Raw genomic sequence first — 18,347 nt, forward strand, 5'->3', positions numbered from 1 at the left:
CGATCAACGTACGTCGACCAGCGCGTTGTCGGGGACGGGTCGGGTGCGCGAGACCGGTCGCACCGGCCACCAGCTGCGCTCGCCGAGCAGCAGCAGTGCCGCGGGCAGGATCAGGATCCGTACGACGAACGCGTCCAGCAGGACGGCCGCCGCCAGGACGAAGCCGATCTGCTTCATCTCGATGATGTGCAGGAAGACGAAGCTCACGAAGACCGTCGTCATGATCACGGCCGCGCTGGTCACCACGCTCGCCGACCGGCGGACCCCGTCGAGCACCGCCTGCCGGGTCGGGGTGCCGGCGAGGACCGCCTCACGGATCCGGCTGACCACGAACACCTGGTAGTCCATGGACAGTCCGAAGAGGATGACGAACAGGAACAGCGGCACGCGCGAGCCGATCGACCCGGTGGAGTGGAAGCCGAGCAGCCCCTCGGCCCAGCTGTGCTGGAAGACGAGCACGAGCAGACCGAGCGCGGCCGCCGCGGACAGCACGTTGAGGGTGACGCCGATCAGACCGAGGACGACGGAGCGGAACGCGTACAGCGTCGTCAGGAACGTCACCAGGAGCAACGCGCCCAGGACGAGAGGGAGTTTGCCGTCCTGGTGGGCCGGATAGTCGGTGTAGCGGGCGACGTCACCGCTCACGCCGTACTCGGCGCCCGCGACCTTGCCGACGGTGGCGGGCAGGTAGTCGTGCCGGAGGTGGTCCAGAGAGGCGTACGCCTGCGGGGAGTTGCCCAGGTGGGGCACCCTCAGCTCCAGCGTGCTGATCCGGTGGTCGGCGGAGACCCGGATCCGGGACGCGTCGGTGAACAGCGGGTCGGCGGCGGCCCGCCGGGCCAGGGCGCGCAGTTGGGCGCCGACCTCCGCGGCCCGCGAGGCGTCGGCCCGTACGACGACCTGGTGGGTGACCCGCTGCTCGGGGAACGCCGCGTTGAGCCGGTCGTAGACCCGCATCGCGGGGATCGCGCGGGAGTGCGTGTCCCGGCTCATCTCGGTGATCCTCAGCCCGGTCAGCGGGAGGACCAGGGCGAGCAGGGCGAGGAGCGAGCAGCACAGCGTGGCCAGCGGGTGCCGGGCGGCGGGCCGCAGCAGCGCCGCCCAGAACCGGCCGCCGTCCTCGCTCCGGATCCGCCGGGAGGGCTTGCCCCGCACGGCCCGCCGCCGTGCCCGGCGCTCGGCCCGCCGGCCCAGCAGGGTCAGCAGGGCGGGCAGCGCGGTCAGCGAGCTGGCCACCGCGACCAGGACGACCACGATGGTGCCCGTGGCGAGCGAGGAGAAGATCACGTCGGAGGCCAGGTACAGGGTGGCGGTGGACGCGACGACCGCGAGCCCGGAGACCACGACCGCCCGCCCGGAGGTGGCCGCCGCCAGCTCCACCAGGGCCTCGCTGCTCAACCGGCCGCCCGAGCGGGCCCGTTCCTCCCGTTCCCGCTTGAGGTAGAAGAGCGTGTAGTCGACGCCGACCGCCAGCCCGATCATCAGGATCACATTGGTGCCCACCCCGGTGTCGGGGGTCAGGTGCGAGGCGACCATCGACAGTCCCACGGCCGCCGCGATCGACGACAGCGCGAGCAGCAGCGGTACGGCGGCCATGGTGACCGAACCGAAGACGACCAGCAGGGTGAGCAGGGTGACCGGCAGCGTGATCTTCTCGGAGAGGGCCAGGTCGTCGTCGCGCTGCCGGTCGACTCCCTTGCTGGTCGAGGCGGAGCCGGTCTCCTGGAGCAGCAGCTCCGGGTGGGCCTTCTGGGTGGCGGTGGTCTGCGCGACCAGCGCGTCGACCTTGTCGTCCGCGTCCCGTTCCTCGCCCCTGATGGACACCTCCACCATGAGGATGCGGCCGTCCGAGGACCGCACCGGGGCGGCCACGCCCGCGACCTCGGGCAGTCGCTTCATCCGGGCGGTGAGCTCCCGCGCGGCGGATGCGGCCCGGTCGCCCAGGGGGCCGGACCGCGCCGAGATCAGCACCTGCTCGGTGGACAGCCGCTCCAGGTGCCCCTCGGCCGCCATGGCCTCGGCCCGGCCCGCCTCGCCGACCCGGTAGTCCGCCGTCGTCGCCTCATGGGTGCCGACGCCGCCGCCGACACCCAGGCACAACGCCACGAACAGCACCCAGCCGACGACCGCCTTCCAAGGGTGCTGCGCACTCCAGCACGCGATGCGCACAGTCAGTGATTTCATGCCCCACAGCCTTGCTGTGCAAGGTGGTTGGGGGACACGGGTACCCGGTTGAACTCGGCGTCCACCGATCGGTGGACGCCGAAGGAGGGGAAAACCCCCGTGAGTCACGTCCTCACGGGGGTCTCCCTTGTGCCGCCCGCCGCCGTGAAGGGTGAGAAGACGATCACGAGGCGGGACGATCGGTGCGCGCGCCGTCCGTCAGGGCGCGAGCAGCAGCACGTCCGCGCGGGACTTCGCTGCCTGGTGACGGCGGGCGACGTCCTGCCAGTTGACGACCTGCCACATGGCCTCGACGAAGTCGACCTTCTGGTTCCTGTACTGGAGGTAGAAGGCGTGCTCCCAGGCGTCGAAGACCAGGACCGGGACCGAGCCCTGGCCGACGTTGCCCTGGTGGTCGTAGACCTGCTCGACGATCAGACGGCCGCTGAGCGGTTCGTACGCCAGCACGCCCCAGCCGGAGCCCTGGGTGGTGGCCGCGGCCTTGGAGAGCTGGGCCTTGAAGGCGGCGAAGGAGCCGAAGGACTCGGTGATCGCGTCGGCCAGGTCACCCACGCCGTCCTGCGCCAGCGGCTCGCCGCCGCCGTCCTTCGGGCCGGTCATGTTCTGCCAGTAGATGCTGTGCAGGATGTGCCCGGACAGGTGGAAGGCCAGGTTCTTCTCCAGGCCGTTGACCGAGCCCCACGACGCCTCGTCCCGCGCCTGCGCCAGCTGCTCCAGCGTGTCGTTGGCGCCCCTCACATAGGCCGCGTGGTGCTTGTCGTGGTGCAGCTCGATGATCTCGGGGCTGATCACGGGGGCGAGCGCGGAGTAGTCGTAAGGCAGGTCAGGAAGCGTGTAGACGGGCATGACCGGTCCCCTCGGAAGCTTATTGCACATTGCTTGCAACTGCACGCTAGCAACAAAAAGCCCCCGCGGGTGTACCGCGGGGGCGTTTCGGGGCGGGATGGGTCAGGATGTGGCGCGCGTCCGCTGCCGGATATAGCCGACCACCGCCAGGAACAGGGTCATGCCGCCGGACGAGCAGAGCTGGATCCGGGTGCCGGGTTCACGGGCCATCAGGACGAAGACCGCCGCCATGGCCGCCAGTGCCACCCAGGTCAGCACCGGGAACGCCCACATCCGTACGGCCAGACGCTCCGGTGCCTCCCGCTCCACTCGGCGGCGCAGCAGCAGTTGGGAGACGGCGATGAAGACCCAGACGATCAGGATGACCGCGCCGATCATGTTCAGCAGCCAGGGGAAGACGTCGTCGGGCCGCCAGTAGCTCAGCAGCACGCAGACGAAACCGAAGACGCAGGAGGTCAGCACGGCGACGCGCGGTACCCCGCCGGAGACCTTCGCCAGCAGCCCCGGGCCCTGGCCGCGCATGACGAGGGAATGGGCGATGCGCGAGGAGCCGTAGACGTTGGCGTTCATCGCGGACAGCAGGGCCACCAGCACGACGACGTTCATGAGCTGGCCGGCGCCCGGGATGCCCAGCCGGTCGAGGGCGGCGACGTACGGGCCCTTCTCGACGACCGCCGCGGAGTCCCAGGGGACGAGGGTGACGACCACGGCCATCGAGCCGATGTAGAACAGCGCGATCCGCCACATCGCCGTGCGGACGGCACTGGCCACGCCCCGCACCGGGTCCTCCGACTCGGCCGCCGCGATGGTGACGGTCTCCAGGCCGCCGTACGCGAACACGGAGGCGAGCAGGCCGACGACCAGGCCCTCGCCGCCGTTCGGGAGGAAGTCGGTGAGGTTGGCGGCGCCGGGGGAGTCGGTGCCGGGCAGCACGCCCGCGACGGCCAGCACGCCGAGGATCAGGAACAGGCTGATCGCGCCGACCTTCAGCGCGGCGAACCAGAACTCGAACTCGCCGAAGTTCTTCACGGCGGCCAGGTTCGTGCCGCAGAACACCACCATGAACAGGGCCACCCAGGCCCACTCCGGGGTGCCCGGCAGCCAGCCGGTGACGATGTGCGCGGCGCCGATGCCCTCCAGGCCGACCGCCGTGCACAGCAGCACCCAGAAGGACCAGCCCGCGGCGAAGCCCGCCCACGGGCCGATCGCCCGCTCGGCGTGCGCGGAGAACGAGCCCGACGACGGGTACGCGGCCGACATCTCGCCGAGCATCCGCATCACCAGCATCACCAGGAGGCCGGAGAGGGTGTAGGCGACGACGATCGACGGTCCGGCGGCGGCGATGCCCGCGCCGGAGCCGACGAACAGGCCCGCGCCGATCACGCCGCCGAGGGCGATCATCGACAGATGGCGCTGCTTGAGACCGTGGGAGAGGGAAGTGTCCGGCTCCGGTGGAGCGTTGACGGTGGTGCGGGGCATGGGCGCGGCTCGTCCAGTGCAATAGATGGGCAAAAACGCCCACAGTGTGGGCGGCCCCTCCCCTCACGCGAAGGAGCCGCCCAGCATCCGGACGCCGGCCGTACGGACGGTGTGCGTACGGTTACGCGGCCACGGGTGTCTGTACGGGCGTGTAGTGCGAGGCGTCGCCTTCGATCGAGTAGCTCTCCTTGCCGTCGACGCCGACCGGGACGTCACCGGCGACGGTCACCCGGTTCAGGCGGCGCGGCTGTCCGTCGTAGTTGTCGATGGCGTAGTGCTGGGTGATGCGGTTGTCGAACAGGACGAGCTGGTTCGGCGACCAGCGCCAGCGCAGGACGTTCTCCGGGCGGGTGACGTACGTCTGGAGCAGGTCCAGGATCTTCCGGGACTCGCCGGTCGACAGGCCGACGATCCGTTGGGCGAACCCGCCGATGAACAGGCCGCGTTCGCCGGTCAGGGGGTGCACGCGGACCACGGGATGGGCGGTGCGGTACGTGATGGACGTGAACTGGGCGCGCTGCGCGGCCTTCTCCTCGTCGATCGCCTCGTCCGGCACGGCGTAGTCGTAGTCGTTGGTGTGTTCCGCCCACAGGCCGTCGGCCAGCCGTCGCAGTGGCTCGGGCAGGTCGCGGTAGGCGGCGGCCGAGCTGGCGATCAGGGTCTCGCCGCCGTACGGCGGGATCGTGATGGAGCGCAGGGTGCTGGCCTGCGGCGGGTTGAGGACGAAGGTGACGTCGGTGTGCCAGTGGTTGGCGCGGCCGCGCTCGCTGTCCACGGGCAGCACGTTCGGGGCGCCCTCGACGGCGCCGACCGTCGGGTGGGCGGTGGTCAGGTCGCCGAAGTGGCGGGCGAAGGCCTGCTGGCCCTCGTCGTCGAGGTGCACGTCGTCGAAGACCAGCGCCTTGTGGACGTTGAGGGCCTCGCGGATCGCGGCGACGCTCTCCAGGTCTAGGGGCTTGGAGATGTCGATGCCAAAGACCTGGGCGCCGATGTTGGCGGTGACCTTGGTGATCTGGATGTCGCTCATGGGTGGGGGTCCTTTCAGACGAGGGCGGGAGCGGGAACGGGCGGGTCGGAGAGGTACTGGTTGGCGGGGCGGGGAAGGCCGTAGCGCTCCCGCAGGGTCCGGCGGGGGCCGTACTCGGTGCGCAGCAGCCCGCGGGCGCGCAGGATCGGGACGACGTGCTCGACGAACGCCTCCAGGCCGGAGGGCAGCACGGCCGGCATGATGTTGAAGCCGTCGGCGGCGCCCTGGGTGAACCACCGCTCGATCTGGTCGGCGACCTGCTCCGGCGTCCCGGCGAAGGTGAGGTGCCCGCGCCCGCCGCCGAGCCGCCCGATCAGCTGCCGGACGGTGAGCCGTTCACGCCGGGCCAGCTCCACCACGAGCGTGTAGCGGCTCTTGGCGCCCTCGATGGCGGACTCGGGAGGCAGGTCGGCGGGCAGTGGGGTGTCCAGCTCCAGGGTGCCGGGCTCCAGTTGCAGCAGGTTCTCCAGGCGGCCCACCCCGTGCGTGTACACGATGTGGTCCTCCAGCACCTGCTCGTTCGCCCGCGCCTCGGCCTCCGTGGAGCCGAGTACGGGGACGATCCCGGGTAGCACCTTGATGTGCTCGGGGTTCCGGCCGGCCGCCGACGTACGGGACTTGAGGTCGGCGTAGAAGCCTCGCGCGTCCTCGACGGTCTGCTGGGCGGTGAACACCGCCTCCGCGTACCGGGCGGCGAAGGCCTTGCCGTCCTCGGAGGAGCCCGCCTGGACGAGGACGGGGTAACCCTGCGGGGAGCGCGGCACGTTGAGGGCGCCGGCGACGCTGAAGTACGTGCCCTTGTGCCGGGGCGGATGGACCTTGGCGTCGTCGCCCCAGACCCCGGCCGCCTTGTCGGCGACGATCGCGTCGTCCTCCCAGCTGTCCCACAGCTTGAGGGCCACGTCGAGGAACTCGGCGGCGCGGGCGTAGCGCTCGGCGTGCGCCGGCTCGGCGTCGAGGCCGAAGTTGCGGGCCGCCTCGGCGCCGGCGGTGGTGACGATGTTCCAGCCGGCCCGGCCGCCGCTGATGATGTCCAGGGAGGCGAACTTGCGGGCCAGGTTGTAGGGGGAGTTGTAGGAGGTGGAGGCGGTGGCGATCAGACCGATGTGCTCGGTCGCCGTCGCCAGCGCGGTCAGCAGGGTGAGCGGTTCCAGGGCGCCCGCGGGGCGCTGGGCCAGATTGCCCCAGAGCTGGGGGCCGTCGGCGAGGAACAGTGAGTCGAAGGTGCCGCGTTCGGCGATCCGGGCCAGGTTGACGTAGTGGCCGAGGTCCACGTGGGCGTACGGATCGCTCTCCGGGAGCCGCCAGGACGCCTCGTGGTGGCCGGTGCTCATGAGGAACGCGTTGAGGTGGAGCTGTCTGGTCATGCGGTGCCCTTTGCTTACGAGCGCCGGTGCGGTTCATCAGCCCGTCCGGCGTGTGGGGACGAGGCCCGTTCAGGGCCGAAGCGGGGGTCCGGGGGCGGCAGCCCCCAGGGACGGTCACGACAACCGACGGTCACAGCCGACGGAGTCACCCCGCGTCTTCGGTCACGCCCAGCGCGGCGAGCAGCCGCTCCCGGTACTCACCCAACACCGGCTCGCGGTAGGAACGCGGATGCGGGCGGTCGATGGTCAGGTCGAGGCCGATGCGGCCGGAGTCGAGGACGAGAACCCGGTCGGCGAGCACGATCGCCTCGTCCACGTCGTGGGTGACGAGCAGTACCGAGGGCCGGTGCCGCTCCCAGAGCTGCCGGAGAAGATGGTGCATCCTGATGCGCGTCAACGCGTCCAACGCGCCGAACGGCTCGTCCGCCAGGAGGAGTTCGGGTTCGCGGACCAGGGAGCGGGCGAGCGCCGCCCGCTGGGCCTCGCCACCGGACAGCTCACCGGGCCAGGCCCGCTCGCGGCCCCCCAGGCCCACCTCCTCGAGGGCGGCCCGGCCGCGCTCCTCGGCGTCCTTGCCCTCGGTGCCGAGGAGCACGTTGGCCAGGACCCGGCGCCAGGGCAGCAGCCGCGAGTCCTGGAAGACCACGGACACCCGCTCGGGTGCGGTGAGCTGCCCGCTGCCCTCGACGCCGTGGTCCAGGCCCGCCACCGCCCGCAGCAGGGTCGACTTGCCGGAGCCGCTGTGCCCGAGCAGGGCGGTGAACTGCCCGGCGGGCAGGTCGAGGTCGATGCCGTCGAGGACCGTACGGCCCGCGAACGACCGGGTCAGGCCCCGGAGCTGGACGGCGGGTCGGGTCAGCTGCTCAGTGTGCGGCGCCACGACAGCACCCTCCGTTCGACGATGCGGACCACGCTGTCGGAGATCAGGCCGAAGATGCCGTAGATCAGCAGTCCGACGAGGATGACGTCGGTCTGGCCGTAGTTCTGCGCCTGGAACATCATGTAGCCGAGGCCGCTGGTGGCGTTGATCTGCTCCAGCACCACCAGGCCGAGCCAGGACCCGGTGACACCGAGCCGGAGTCCCACGAAGAATCCGGGCAGTGCCCCGGGGATGACGACCTGGCGGATGAACGCGAGCCTCGACAGTCCCTGGACCTCGGCGAGTTCGACGAACCGGCTGTCGATGCCGGACAGCGCGGCGTGCGTGTTGAGATAGATCGGGATGTAGACGACGATCGCGATGATGGCGATCTTGAAGGTCTCACCGATGCCCAGCCAGAGGATGAACAGCGGGATCAGACCGAGGGTCGGGATCGCCCGGTTGAGCTGCACGGTCCCGTCGATCAGCGCCTCCCCGACCCGGCTGAGCCCCGACGCGAGCGCCAGGACGACACCCGCGGTCAGGCCGATGGCGAAGCCGTACCCGGCCCGCCTGAGGGAGGTCAGCACATCGGTGGGGAGGGTGCCGTCGGTCCACAGGTGGCCGGTCGTCTTCAGGACCGTCCAGGGCGCCGGGATCGCGGCGGGGTCGAGGGCTCCGGCGGCGGAGGCCACCGCCCAGACGGCGACGACGACGGCGGGGCCGATCAGCCGGGCGGCGGGGAGCTGCCGGCCGGGGGCGAGCCGGCGGCGTCGGCGGACCCGGTGGGTCTCTCCCTCGGTGTCGGCGACGGCGGTCGCGCTCACTGTGGTGGTCACGGCGCTCACCTCCGGTACTCCGCGGGTACGGCCCTGGCCGCGATGGACTCGAAGCGGTGGTCGAAGAGCGAGGAGACGTCGAACTTCTTCACGAAGCCGCCCTCGGCCAGCAGGTCCGCGGTCTCCTGCTCCCACTTGATCGCCTCGTCCCAGCTGGGCGGGAACAGCGGCTTGTTGGCGAGATCACTGATCGACTTGGCCTGGGCGAGGGTCAGGTTCTGCGTCTTGACGTAGAACTCCTCGTTCCAGACGTCCGGGTGCTCGTACTGCCACACCAGGCCCTTGGCCCACTGCGGGATGTACGCGGCGATCGCGGCGGCCTTCGCGGGGTCGTTCAGCACCGACTGCGGTGCCCACAGCAGGTTGAGCAGGTCCACGACGTCGGTCTTGACGACGTGGGCGCCCTTCCCCCCGTACTGCTTCAGGTAGGCCGGGGCCTGGTTGTTGGCGAGCGGGGCGACGTCCACCTGCCCGGACTGCAGGGCGGTGAGGAACTGGTTGCTGGTCAGCGGGACCAACTTCACCTCGTCGTACTTCAGACCCGCCTTCTTCAGTGCCCGCAGCAGCACGACACCCTGCGCCTGGCCCTGGGAGAACGCGAGCTTCCTGCCCTTGAAGTCCGCCACCGTACGGATGTCGCTGCCGGGCTTGGTGGCGAACACGTAGTTGGGCTTACGGGTGATGTCGATCGCCACGATCTTCGCGGCGAAGCCCTGGTAGTGCGCCTGGATCGGCGGGATGCCCGCGTTGTTGGCGAGGTCCAGGGACTTGGCGCGGAAGGCGTTGATGATGTCCGGACCGGCGCCCAGGTTCACCCAGCTCGACACCTTGAACGGCAGCTTGGGCAGTTTCGCCAGCTTGAACTGGAGCTGTTGCTGGTTCTGGTAGGAGGCGATCTTCAGGCTGGTGCCCGCCGGAACCCTGTCGGCGAGCGGCTTGGTGGACGCGCCCTCGGCGTCGGCCGCGGCGCTGCCGCCCGCGCATCCGCTGAGCCCCGCGACCGCCGCGCCGGCGCCCAGCAGGGAGGTGAGAAACAGACGGCGGTCGAACCCGGAAACGGGCGGAGAAGACATGGGAGTGCTCCCTGAGTTGTTTCGTACAAGCAGGTGGGAATGCATGCGGAATTCCGGGCAGCAGAAGGCCGAGGAAGGGGAATTCACGCAGGGGGGATACGCGCATCGCGGCGCGTCAAGACGTCAGCAACAAAGGGTGCGACAGGTCATGACCAGGATGTTCCCGGTCATGAGCGCCCCCTGTCAACATTCGGAGTTTCTGAATTAACTGGCTCCAGGTGGCGCTGCCGTTCAGGTCCCAGCGGATCCCGATAGAGCACGTCGAGAACCACGGATCCACCCGCCACGGCCAGCACTGAATCATGGAAACTCGTCGCGACGACATTCCCGGCGCGATCCGCCCCGACCGCCTCACGCAAAGCGCTCAGGCAGTCCTCGCGGTGCATGGCACCCACCTCGGTCACCACGAGCGTCTCGGGGTTGAGCAGGTCCAGCAGCAGCCGTGCCGCCCGCCCGGTCGCCGCGGCCCGCTCGCGGAGCAGTCGCGCGGCCACCGCGTTCCCGGCCGCCGCGGCGCCGACCAGATGCATCGGGTTCACCCCGTCGATGACCCCCGCCTCCCGGGCCCGCCGGCACAACGTCCGCTCGCCGAGCTCGGCCTGGAGGCAGCCGACGCGCCCGCAGGCGCACGGCTCGCTGCCGCCCGGCACCGGCAGATGGGCGATCGCGCCCGCCTGGGAGCGCGGCCCGTAGTGCACCGCGTCATGGGTGGCGAAGGCCGCGTCGACCACGTTGCCGACGAACAGGTGCAGCACGCTCGTGCTGCCCCGGGCCCGCCCGAACAGCCGCTCCCCGTTCACCAGCGCCCGCGCGTGCCCGTCGACATGGACGGGCAGCCCGGTGCGCGCGCCGAGCACCTCCCGCACCGCCACGTCCCGCCAGCCCAGCAGCGGATGCTCGACGATCGTCCCGGAGTCCCGGTCCACCCAGCCCCCGGTCGCCACACCGACCCCCAGGGGCCGTGCGCCCGGTGACCCGGCGAGCAGCGCCGCCAGCCCGTCGGCCGCCCGCGCCAGCACCCGGCCGGGATCGGTGTGTTCGTGTTTCAGCTCCCGCCGGGCCAGCACCCGGCCGCGCAGGTCCAGCAGGGCGACCGTGGTGTACGGCACGGCGATGTGCACCCCGCCGACCACGAACCGCGAGTCGTCGAGGTCCAGGGGCACATGGGGCCTGCCGACCCCGTTCGAACGGCGGGGCGCGGCGGCTTCGCGGATCAGCCCGAGTTCGGTGAAGCGGGCGCAGTAGTCGGTGACGGACGCCGGGGACAGCCCGGTCAGCCGTGCGATGGTGCTGCGGGCCACCGGCCCGTGCTCCAGCACGGACCGCAGGACGACGCTGGCACTGGTGCGCCGCCGGTCACTGTCGGCGGCGCGGGCTATGGGAGAGGCGAGGGTGGATGCCGCGGTACGGGGCATGGGAAACCGTCCTTGAGGAACGGGGCCGACACGACTCGTGATCGAGGCGCGCCGAAACCGCTCCGCACGCCTCAGCCGGAGCGGCGACAGGTCGCGGTGCCCTGGCGTCGCAGGTCGACGTAGCGACGCGACGTGAAGTACCGGGCTTGGGCGACCATGGCTCGAAGGGTAGGGCAGGGAAGGTGAATCCCACCAGACCACTAGGATTCCTTCGGATGCATTTGGTGGGATCCCACAGCCGGCCGACAGCCCGTCAGGTGAGCGAGACCGCCCTGCCTCAGTGACCGGTATCACGCCGTACCGGGTGTAACCGCCATCCTTTGTCCGGAGCCCACCAAGCCCTCGCTCAAGCCTTTGTCGAGCGCTGACGGTGATCGACTCGAGGTGACCGGGATAGCGTCACGGTGTTCCCACCTGCCCACAACCTCCCGCGGAGTCCCCATGAGCACCGCCACCGCCACCGCTCGCCCCGGTGAAGTACTCGCCGACCTGCTGCCCGCGTCGCGCGTCCGCGACGTCGCGCTCGTGCTGGGCGGCGCGGTGCTCACCGGCCTCGCCGCCCAGCTGTCCGTCCCGGTGCCCGGCTCGCCCGTGCCGGTGACCGGCCAGACCTTCGCCGCCCTGCTGGTCGGCACCGCGCTCGGTGCGCGCCGGGGCTTCCTCTCCCTCGCGCTGTACGCCCTCGCCGGCGTCGCCGGTGTGCCGTGGTTCGCGGACGGCACCTCCGGCTCCGGCGCGGTGTCCTTCGGCTATGTGCTCGGCATGCTGCTCGCCTCCGCCGCGGTCGGCGCGCTGGCCAGGCGCGGCGCCGACCGCAGCGTGTGGCGCATGGCGGGCACGATGATCCTGGGCGAGGCGATCATCTACGCCGTCGGCGTGCCCTACCTGGCCTACGCCGCCGGCATCCCGGCGTCCGCCGCGATCGCGGCCGGCCTCACCCCGTTCCTGATCGGCGACGCCCTCAAGGCCGCCCTGGCGATGGGACTGCTGCCCACCGCCTGGAAGTTCATCGAGCGCTGATCGCGTAGTTCCTGCGGAAGAGGTTCGCCGGGTCGTACTGGGCCTTCAGACCGGCGAGCCTCTTCCGCGTCCCGTCGTCGTACAGCCCCTCGGGACGGTCACCGGCGCCCGCGGCGAAGTTGAGCGAACGGCCCAGCGTGGCGTCCGCCAGCAGCGCGAAGGCCGGGTCCAGCAGCGTCCGCGCCGTTTCCCGGTCACCGGCGGCCAGCAGCTGCAGCACGAACCGCCCGTCGCGGTACGGCACCGAGTTGGGCGCGGGCTCGGCGAGCGCCCCGCCCAGGTGCTTCACCTGCACCACGCACCTGGTCGGCGCGCCCGGCCCGGTGAGCTTCAGCAGTTCACCCGCGGCGGCCGGGTCCAGCTCGCTCAGCACCGCGCTGTCGCCGTGGTAGGCGTTCGGGACGTCCGGGTCGTTGTAGATGGTGTGGGCCTCGGCGTACGGCATCTCCCGCAGCGAGTCGCCGAGCACCGGGCCGATCCGCCGCAGCGGGGCGACGAGTTCCTCCCCGCCCGCTCCGGTGTGGGCCACGCGTACCGAGACGACGTACCGCCCCCGCAGATGCGGCGGCAGCGCCGGCACGTCCGGGTACGGGATGACGGCGAGCGCCGAGGTCAGCTCGTCCGGCACGGTCCGCGTCCACTCCTCGTACGCCCGCAGCACCGTCGCCGGGTCCACCTCCTGCCCGTCGAAGGCGAGCGAGCCGCCATAGATGGTGCGCACCGGTACGAGGTCGATCTCCAGCTCCGTGACGACGCCGAAGTTGTGCCCGGCGCCGAGGAGGGCCCAGTACAGGTCGGGGTCGGACTCCAGGGTCACGTGGCGCAGCCGGCCGTCCGCCCTCACCACGTCCAGCGAACGGACGTGGTCGGCCGTGTAGCCGAACTCCCGGGCCAGGATGCCCAGTCCGCCGCCCAGCGTGTAGGACACCGCGCCCACGCCCGGCGCGGATCCGTTGAGCGGCGCCAGCCCGAACGGCTCGGACGCCGCGACCACCTGCCCCCACCGCACCCCCGCCTGGACACGTGCGGTGCGGGCCTCGGGGTCGACGGTCACCCGGTCCATGCGACGGGTGGTGATCAGCACCCCGCCCTCCGACGCGTCGGGCAGTCCGTGCCCGGTGGCCTGCACACCGACCGGCAGTCCCTCGGCGGCGGCGTACCGTACGGCGGCGATCACGTCGTCGGCCGAGGAGACCGGGAAGACCACGGCGGGCCGCTGGGGTAACCCGGTCTGGAAACCGGCGAGTTCCTCGTCGTAGCCGGGGTCGCCGGGGCGGAGGGCGAGCAGGTCTGCGGTGTCGTCCACGAAGGTCATGGCGGACAGTATGGCCGCACCACCTCAAGCCGAAGTCGAGTGATGCGGCCATCGGTCCGGCTCGGTCGGTCCGGCTCAGTCCCGCCGCGGTCGCCGGGCCCACCACATCCCGGCCGCGCCGGCCGCGACCAGTGCGCCGCCGACCGCGCCGAGCGGCAGTACCCCGTCACCCGCACCGGTCCTGGGCAACCGGTCGCCGGCCGGACCCACCGGTTTGTTGTCGGTGCCGAGCAGCAGCGGGGTGGCCGGTGCGTCCGGTGACGGGTTGGCCGTCCCGAACGGCACCGGGCCCTGCTGCCAGAAGGTCTTCCTCCCGTCGGAGCTCTGCACCGGAAGGCAGATCTTCCCCGTCTTTCCCAGGTCGTACGTGGCGTCGACGGCGTACGACCTCGACTTTCCGGCGGCGAGCGAGCCGACCGGGCAGGCGAAGCCGCTGTTCGAACCTTTCGGCAGGTCCTTTTCCGCGAGCGCCGTGCAGCCCTTGACGTCGTCGATCTTCAGTCCGTCGAAACCGACCACCAGAAGTTTGATGTCACCGCTGTCCTTGCTTCCGTCGTTCTTCACCGTGGCGGTGATCGACGTCTTCCGCGAGCTGTTGTCGACGGAGATCCTCGACGGCAGCGTGGTGTTCAGCCGGACACCCGCCGGCGCCTCGTCAACGGCCTTTCCCCCCTTACCGCTTGCCGGTCCCTGGTCGTCCGCGACGGCCGTGCACGAAAGGATCAGCACGGCCGAAAAAGTTGCCGTGAGCAGCGATCCCGTGATGGCCGCCCTGCGACGAGAACTCATGTTCGTCCCCCTTGCAACCCCCTGGACTGCGCCTGAATTCGCAGTACTTGAAGAGGTACCACAAGATTTCTCCGCACTATGCTGGTACCGCACGAAGTGTGACCATTGTGTTTCGGCTGGGGCGGTCGTTGAGGGGGGTGCAGCGGATTGCCGGGGAACACGGGAAATACGGGAAATGCGGGAGATGCGGAAGGCCCTGGAATTACGGGGAGGGGTGGTGTTCCGGGGTTACTGGTGGCGGGCCGCTACCGGCTGGCCGAGAGCATCGGCCAGGGGGGAATGGGGCGGGTGTGGCGGGCCGCCGACGAAATCCTCGACCGGGAGGTCGCGGTCAAGGAGATGCGGATCGACGGGCTCGACGCGGAGGACACGCGCACCCGGCGGGAACGCACGCTGCGCGAGGCGCGGGCCACGGCCCGGATCGACCACCCCAACGTGGTCCGCGTCTACGACGTCGTCGACGCGGGCGAACGCCTGTGGATCGTCATGGAGTTGGTCGCCGGCCGCTCCCTGGAGCACATCATGGCGACCGAGGGACCGCTCGGCCCGCGCGAGGCGGCGCGGATCGGGCTGGGACTGGTGGCGGCGCTGCGGCAGGTGCACGCCGGGGGCGTGCTGCACCGGGACATCAAACCGGGGAACGTCCTGGTCGAGGCCGCCGGCAACCGGGTCGTCCTCACGGACTTCGGCATCGCGGCCATCCAGGACGCCAAGGCGCTCACCGTGGTCGGCATGCTGGTCGGCTTTTCCGACTACATGGCGCCCGAGCGCATCTCCGGCCGCCGCCAGGGACCGCCGTCCGACGTGTGGTCCCTGGGCGCCACCCTCTGCGCGGCCCTGGCCGGCCGCTCTCCCTTCTCCCGCGACACGACCCTCGCCACACTGCACGCCGTCCTCTACGAGGAACCGGAACTCCCGCCCGGAGCCGGTCCGTTGCACGACATCCTGGCCGCCCTCCTGGAGAAGGTCGCCGTCGCCGCGGTGGTGGCGGTCCTGCTGACCACGTCGGCCGACGGACCGGGGGACGACGCGCACGCGGGCTCGTCGCCCGGCACCTCCGCCGCGACCTCCGCACCCACCAGCCCGTCAGCCACGAGCCTGTCACCCACCGGCCCGGCACCCACCGTCGAGGGCACCTCCCGACCGCAGAGTCTCCCGCCCGGCGCACACAGGGAGGCGGGCGGATACGCCTGGCGGACACCGGAGGGCTGGCGACGGGATGTGAAGACCGGCGCCGAGGTGCACTACACCTCTCCCGACGGCCGCCAGGAACTGGTCGCCAAGTCCTCCCTGGCCCGCGGCGACCTCCTGGACACCTGGCGCGCCTCCGAGCGCAACGCCCGTCAGGGCAGGGACTACGCCAAGATCCGCCTGGCGGAGACGACCTTCCAGGGCCACCCGGCGGTGGTCTGGGAGTACACCTTCACGCTCAAGGACGTCGCCTGGCACGCCCGGCTGCTCGGCTTCGACGCGAACGGGAAGTCGTACCAGGTCAACACCTGGTACCAGCCGGAGATCGAGGACGGGGCGCTCAGCACGTACGACATGGTCAAGGACAGCTTCACGGTGCTGTGAACGAGCGAGGGGAGGGAGACCCGAGGGCCTCCCTCCCCTTCACCCGCTCACATGTGCCGGTGGATCAGACGGACACCTTGTCGGTCTCCGCCTCGACGCCACCCACCGGCCGGCGGTCGGCGGCCAGCCTCTCCTTCACCACGGCGACCACGATCACGACCGCCGCGACCAGCAGCGACAGCAGTACGGTGGTCCGCCCGCTGTTCGGGCCCTCCGTGTCGGTCAGCATGTAGCCGAGGACGAACACGATCAGCGCGGCCGTCGCCCAGGTCAGGTACGGGTACAGCCACGTCTTCACGACCAGCTTCTCCGGCGCCTCGGCCTGGATGATCTTCCGCATGCGCAGCTGCGAGAAGCAGATGACCAGCCAGACGAACAGGGCGACCGCACCGCTGGAGTTGACCAGGAAGTTGAAGATCGTGTCCGGGTACTTGTAGTTGAAGAAGACGGCGACGAAGCCGAACACCACGGAGGCGACGATCGCGGTCATCGGCACACCGCGCGAGGTGGTCCGGGAGAACGCCTTCGGCGCGTCACCGCGCTCGCCGAGCGAGAAGGCCATCCGGGAGGCGGTGTAGAGGCCGGAGTTGAGGCAGGACAGCACCGAGGTCAGCACGATGACGTTCATGATCTGACCGGCGTGCGCGATGCCGAGGGAGTCGAGGGCGGCGACGTACGAGCCCTGCTTCTTGATGGAGGGGTCGTTCCACGGCAGCAGGGAGACGACCACCAGGATCGAGCCGAGGTAGAAGACACCGATCCGCCAGATGATGCTGTTGGTGGACTTGGTCACCGCCTTCTGCGGGTCCTCCGACTCACCGGCCGCCAGGGTCGCGATCTCACTGCCCATGAAGGAGAAGACGACGAGCAGCACACCGGTCAGGATGGCGCCGGGGCCGTGGGGCAGGAAGCCGCCGTGGTCGGTGAGGTTGCCGAGGCCCGCCTTGTCGCTGTGCGCGCCGGGCAGCACACCGAAGACGGCGAGGCCGCCGATCACGATGAACGCGGCGATGGCGACGACCTTGATCCCGGCGAACCAGAACTCGAACTCGCCGTAGGAGCCGACGGACACCAGGTTGGTGGCGGTGAGCACGATCATCACGATCAGCGCCCAGCCCCACTGCGGGACCGCGGGGATCCAGCCCGCGAGGATCTTGGCACCGGCGGTGGCCTCCACGGCCAGCACCACCACCCAGAAGAACCAGTACAGCCAGCCGATGGAGAACCCGGCCCAGCGGCCGAGCGCGCGGTCGGCGTGCGCGGAGAAGGAGCCGGAGGTGGGATTGGCGGCGGACATCTCGCCCAGCATCCGCATCACCAGCACCACGAGCGTGCCGACGAGGGCGTACGAGAGGAGGATGCCGGGCCCTGCGGTGGCGATACCGCTGCTGGAGCCGACGAAGAGTCCGGCACCGATCACACCGCCGATCGCGATCATCGACAGATGGCGGTTCTTGAGTCCTGCTTGAAGTCCGGAACCAGGGGTCATGGACGGATTTCCTTTGCGCCGGTGGAGCGGTTTCCCGTACGCGGGGGGATGCCGTTGTGTGGCCTGTACGAGTCGGTCCAGTGAATCCGAGGCGAAGAAATTCGGGAACCTTTGATTCCGGATCGTTATTTGAGGTTCTCCTGAGGTTCTATGGTCTGACTCACACTTTTCCCTCCCGGCACCCGAGTGCTGCTGCCCGGAAACACCCGTGTCACACTCGTCCCATGCGCGTGTATCTCGGCTCGGACCATGCGGGCTTCGAACTCAAGAACCACCTCGTCGAATGGCTCAAGGCGGCGGGCCACGACCCCGTCGACTGCGGTCCGCACATCTACGACGCCCAGGACGACTACCCGCCCTTCTGCCTGCGCGCCGCGGAGCGCACGGCCGCGGACCCCGACTCCCTCGGCGTCGTGATCGGCGGCTCCGGCAACGGCGAGCAGATCGCCGCGAACAAGGTGAAGGGCGTCCGGGCGGCCCTGGCCTGGAGCGAGGAGACGGCCTCCCTCGGCCGCCAGCACAACAACGCCAACGTCGTGGCGGTGGGCGCGCGCATGCACACCGAGGAGGAGGCGACCAAGTTCGTCGAGACGTTCCTCGGCACGCCGTTCTCGGGCGACGAGCGCCACGCCCGCCGGATCGACATGCTGTCGGCCTACGAGACGACGGGCGACCTGCCCCCCATCCCGGCCCACCACCCCCAGCAGGGCTGAACGACCGGGTGCCGCCGCCCCCAGACCCCCGCTTCGGCCTGAACGGCCTCGTCCTCAAACGCCGGACGGGCTGAGTGACACCGACCGGAGCCCGGAGAGCACGGGCGAAGCCGGCCAGGGGGCAGGGGCGGAGCCCCGCCGGGGGTGCAGGGCCCAAGCCCGTCGGGGTGCAGGGGCGGAGCCCCGCGAGGGGTGCAGGGGACGCAGTCCCCGCCGGGGTCTGGGGCGGAGCCCCAGGTGGGGGACTTTCCAGTTGGCTGTGACGGGTGGGTGGGTGGGAAACCTCCCGGGGCCCGGGGCGGAGCCCCAGGGCTGGACCGTCCAGTTGGCAGCCACGGGTAGGTGGGTGGGTGGGAA

At 70.7% G+C, this 18,347-nt stretch carries 15 protein-coding genes; 3 read left to right on the forward strand and 12 right to left on the reverse strand.

Annotation, left to right across the window (positions count from 1 at the left end; genetic code table 11):
- Positions 1 to 3: 3 nt before the first annotated feature.
- The 9 genes from ACFY0F_RS01080 to ACFY0F_RS01120 form a co-directional block, all read right to left on the reverse strand.
- Positions 4 to 2,184 (reverse strand): MMPL family transporter, encoded by a 2,181-nt coding sequence (locus ACFY0F_RS01080; protein ID WP_388786998.1) that lies wholly within the window; start codon positions 2,182 to 2,184, stop codon positions 4 to 6.
- A gap of 198 nt (positions 2,185 to 2,382) precedes the next feature.
- A complete protein-coding gene (locus tag ACFY0F_RS01085; protein WP_388787001.1) occupies positions 2,383 to 3,030 on the reverse strand; it encodes a superoxide dismutase in 648 nt (215 codons plus the stop codon).
- A 102-nt stretch (positions 3,031 to 3,132) separates the two neighbouring features.
- Positions 3,133 to 4,509, reverse strand: a complete 1,377-nt coding sequence (locus tag ACFY0F_RS01090) for an amino acid permease (protein WP_388787004.1) — start codon at positions 4,507 to 4,509, stop codon at positions 3,133 to 3,135.
- A 121-nt stretch (positions 4,510 to 4,630) separates the two neighbouring features.
- Positions 4,631 to 5,536, reverse strand: coding sequence for a TauD/TfdA dioxygenase family protein (locus ACFY0F_RS01095; RefSeq protein WP_388787006.1), 906 nt, complete (start codon positions 5,534 to 5,536; stop codon positions 4,631 to 4,633).
- Positions 5,537 to 5,550: 14 nt separating this feature from the next.
- The gene (locus ACFY0F_RS01100; protein WP_388787009.1) at positions 5,551 to 6,903 is read right to left on the reverse strand and encodes an LLM class flavin-dependent oxidoreductase; all 1,353 of its coding nucleotides are present in this window, start codon (positions 6,901 to 6,903) and stop codon (positions 5,551 to 5,553) included.
- Between the two features lie 145 nt (positions 6,904 to 7,048).
- A complete protein-coding gene (locus tag ACFY0F_RS01105) occupies positions 7,049 to 7,783 on the reverse strand; it encodes an ABC transporter ATP-binding protein (RefSeq protein WP_388787012.1) in 735 nt (244 codons plus the stop codon).
- Positions 7,759 to 8,610, reverse strand: a complete 852-nt coding sequence (locus ACFY0F_RS01110) for an ABC transporter permease (RefSeq protein WP_388787016.1) — start codon at positions 8,608 to 8,610, stop codon at positions 7,759 to 7,761. The genes ACFY0F_RS01105 and ACFY0F_RS01110 overlap by 25 nt, the downstream gene beginning before the upstream one ends.
- Positions 8,607 to 9,674 carry an ABC transporter substrate-binding protein gene (locus ACFY0F_RS01115; RefSeq protein ID WP_388787019.1) on the reverse strand — a complete coding sequence of 356 codons (1,068 nt, stop codon included), beginning with the start codon at positions 9,672 to 9,674 and terminating at the stop codon, positions 8,607 to 8,609. The genes ACFY0F_RS01110 and ACFY0F_RS01115 overlap by 4 nt, the downstream gene beginning before the upstream one ends.
- Positions 9,675 to 9,841: 167 nt before the next feature.
- Positions 9,842 to 11,089, reverse strand: coding sequence for an ROK family protein (locus tag ACFY0F_RS01120; RefSeq protein ID WP_388787022.1), 1,248 nt, complete (start codon positions 11,087 to 11,089; stop codon positions 9,842 to 9,844).
- A 441-nt stretch (positions 11,090 to 11,530) separates the two neighbouring features.
- On the opposite strand from ACFY0F_RS01120, the gene ACFY0F_RS01125 reads away from it, so the two are divergent.
- Positions 11,531 to 12,109, forward strand: a complete 579-nt coding sequence (locus ACFY0F_RS01125; RefSeq protein ID WP_388787025.1) for a biotin transporter BioY — start codon at positions 11,531 to 11,533, stop codon at positions 12,107 to 12,109.
- Here ACFY0F_RS01125 and ACFY0F_RS01130 read toward each other — a convergent pair.
- Both ACFY0F_RS01130 and ACFY0F_RS01135 read right to left on the reverse strand, forming a co-directional pair.
- Entirely contained in the window at positions 12,096 to 13,424 is a 1,329-nt protein-coding gene (locus ACFY0F_RS01130) for an FAD-binding oxidoreductase (protein ID WP_388787028.1), read from the reverse strand. The genes ACFY0F_RS01125 and ACFY0F_RS01130 overlap by 14 nt on opposite strands.
- Before the next feature lie 75 nt (positions 13,425 to 13,499).
- Entirely contained in the window at positions 13,500 to 14,213 is a 714-nt protein-coding gene (locus tag ACFY0F_RS01135) for a hypothetical protein (RefSeq protein ID WP_388787031.1), read from the reverse strand.
- A 234-nt stretch (positions 14,214 to 14,447) separates the two neighbouring features.
- Here ACFY0F_RS01135 and ACFY0F_RS01140 point away from each other — a divergent pair, with 234 nt between their 5' ends.
- Positions 14,448 to 15,788 carry a serine/threonine-protein kinase gene (locus ACFY0F_RS01140; protein ID WP_388787033.1) on the forward strand — a complete coding sequence of 447 codons (1,341 nt, stop codon included), beginning with the start codon at positions 14,448 to 14,450 and terminating at the stop codon, positions 15,786 to 15,788.
- A gap of 64 nt (positions 15,789 to 15,852) precedes the next feature.
- On the opposite strand, the gene ACFY0F_RS01145 is transcribed toward ACFY0F_RS01140, so the two are convergent.
- The gene (locus ACFY0F_RS01145; RefSeq protein WP_388787036.1) at positions 15,853 to 17,277 is read right to left on the reverse strand and encodes an amino acid permease; all 1,425 of its coding nucleotides are present in this window, start codon (positions 17,275 to 17,277) and stop codon (positions 15,853 to 15,855) included.
- Positions 17,278 to 17,501: 224 nt separating this feature from the next.
- Here ACFY0F_RS01145 and ACFY0F_RS01150 point away from each other — a divergent pair, with 224 nt between their 5' ends.
- Positions 17,502 to 17,990, forward strand: coding sequence for a ribose-5-phosphate isomerase (locus ACFY0F_RS01150; RefSeq protein ID WP_388787038.1), 489 nt, complete (start codon positions 17,502 to 17,504; stop codon positions 17,988 to 17,990).
- Positions 17,991 to 18,347 lie beyond the last annotated feature (357 nt).

Source organism: Streptomyces sp. NPDC001544, from assembly GCF_042894285.1.
Lineage (GTDB): Bacteria > Actinomycetota > Actinomycetes > Streptomycetales > Streptomycetaceae > Streptomyces.

Excerpts from the sequence above, each read along its gene's own strand:
- ACFY0F_RS01080 (WP_388786998.1), bottom strand. The coding sequence starts at position 2,184 with ATGAAATCACTGACTGTGCGCATCGCGTGCTGGAGTGCGCAGCACCCT.
- ACFY0F_RS01085 (WP_388787001.1), bottom strand. The coding sequence starts at position 3,030 with ATGCCCGTCTACACGCTTCCTGACCTGCCTTACGACTACTCCGCGCTC.
- ACFY0F_RS01090 (WP_388787004.1), bottom strand. The coding sequence starts at position 4,509 with ATGCCCCGCACCACCGTCAACGCTCCACCGGAGCCGGACACTTCCCTC.
- ACFY0F_RS01095 (WP_388787006.1), bottom strand. The coding sequence starts at position 5,536 with ATGAGCGACATCCAGATCACCAAGGTCACCGCCAACATCGGCGCCCAG.
- ACFY0F_RS01100 (WP_388787009.1), bottom strand. The coding sequence starts at position 6,903 with ATGACCAGACAGCTCCACCTCAACGCGTTCCTCATGAGCACCGGCCAC.
- ACFY0F_RS01115 (WP_388787019.1), bottom strand. The coding sequence starts at position 9,674 with ATGTCTTCTCCGCCCGTTTCCGGGTTCGACCGCCGTCTGTTTCTCACC.
- ACFY0F_RS01120 (WP_388787022.1), bottom strand. The coding sequence starts at position 11,089 with ATGCCCCGTACCGCGGCATCCACCCTCGCCTCTCCCATAGCCCGCGCC.
- ACFY0F_RS01125 (WP_388787025.1), top strand. The coding sequence starts at position 11,531 with ATGAGCACCGCCACCGCCACCGCTCGCCCCGGTGAAGTACTCGCCGAC.
- ACFY0F_RS01130 (WP_388787028.1), bottom strand. The coding sequence starts at position 13,424 with ATGACCTTCGTGGACGACACCGCAGACCTGCTCGCCCTCCGCCCCGGC.
- ACFY0F_RS01135 (WP_388787031.1), bottom strand. The coding sequence starts at position 14,213 with ATGAGTTCTCGTCGCAGGGCGGCCATCACGGGATCGCTGCTCACGGCA.
- ACFY0F_RS01145 (WP_388787036.1), bottom strand. The coding sequence starts at position 17,277 with ATGACCCCTGGTTCCGGACTTCAAGCAGGACTCAAGAACCGCCATCTG.
- ACFY0F_RS01150 (WP_388787038.1), top strand. The coding sequence starts at position 17,502 with ATGCGCGTGTATCTCGGCTCGGACCATGCGGGCTTCGAACTCAAGAAC.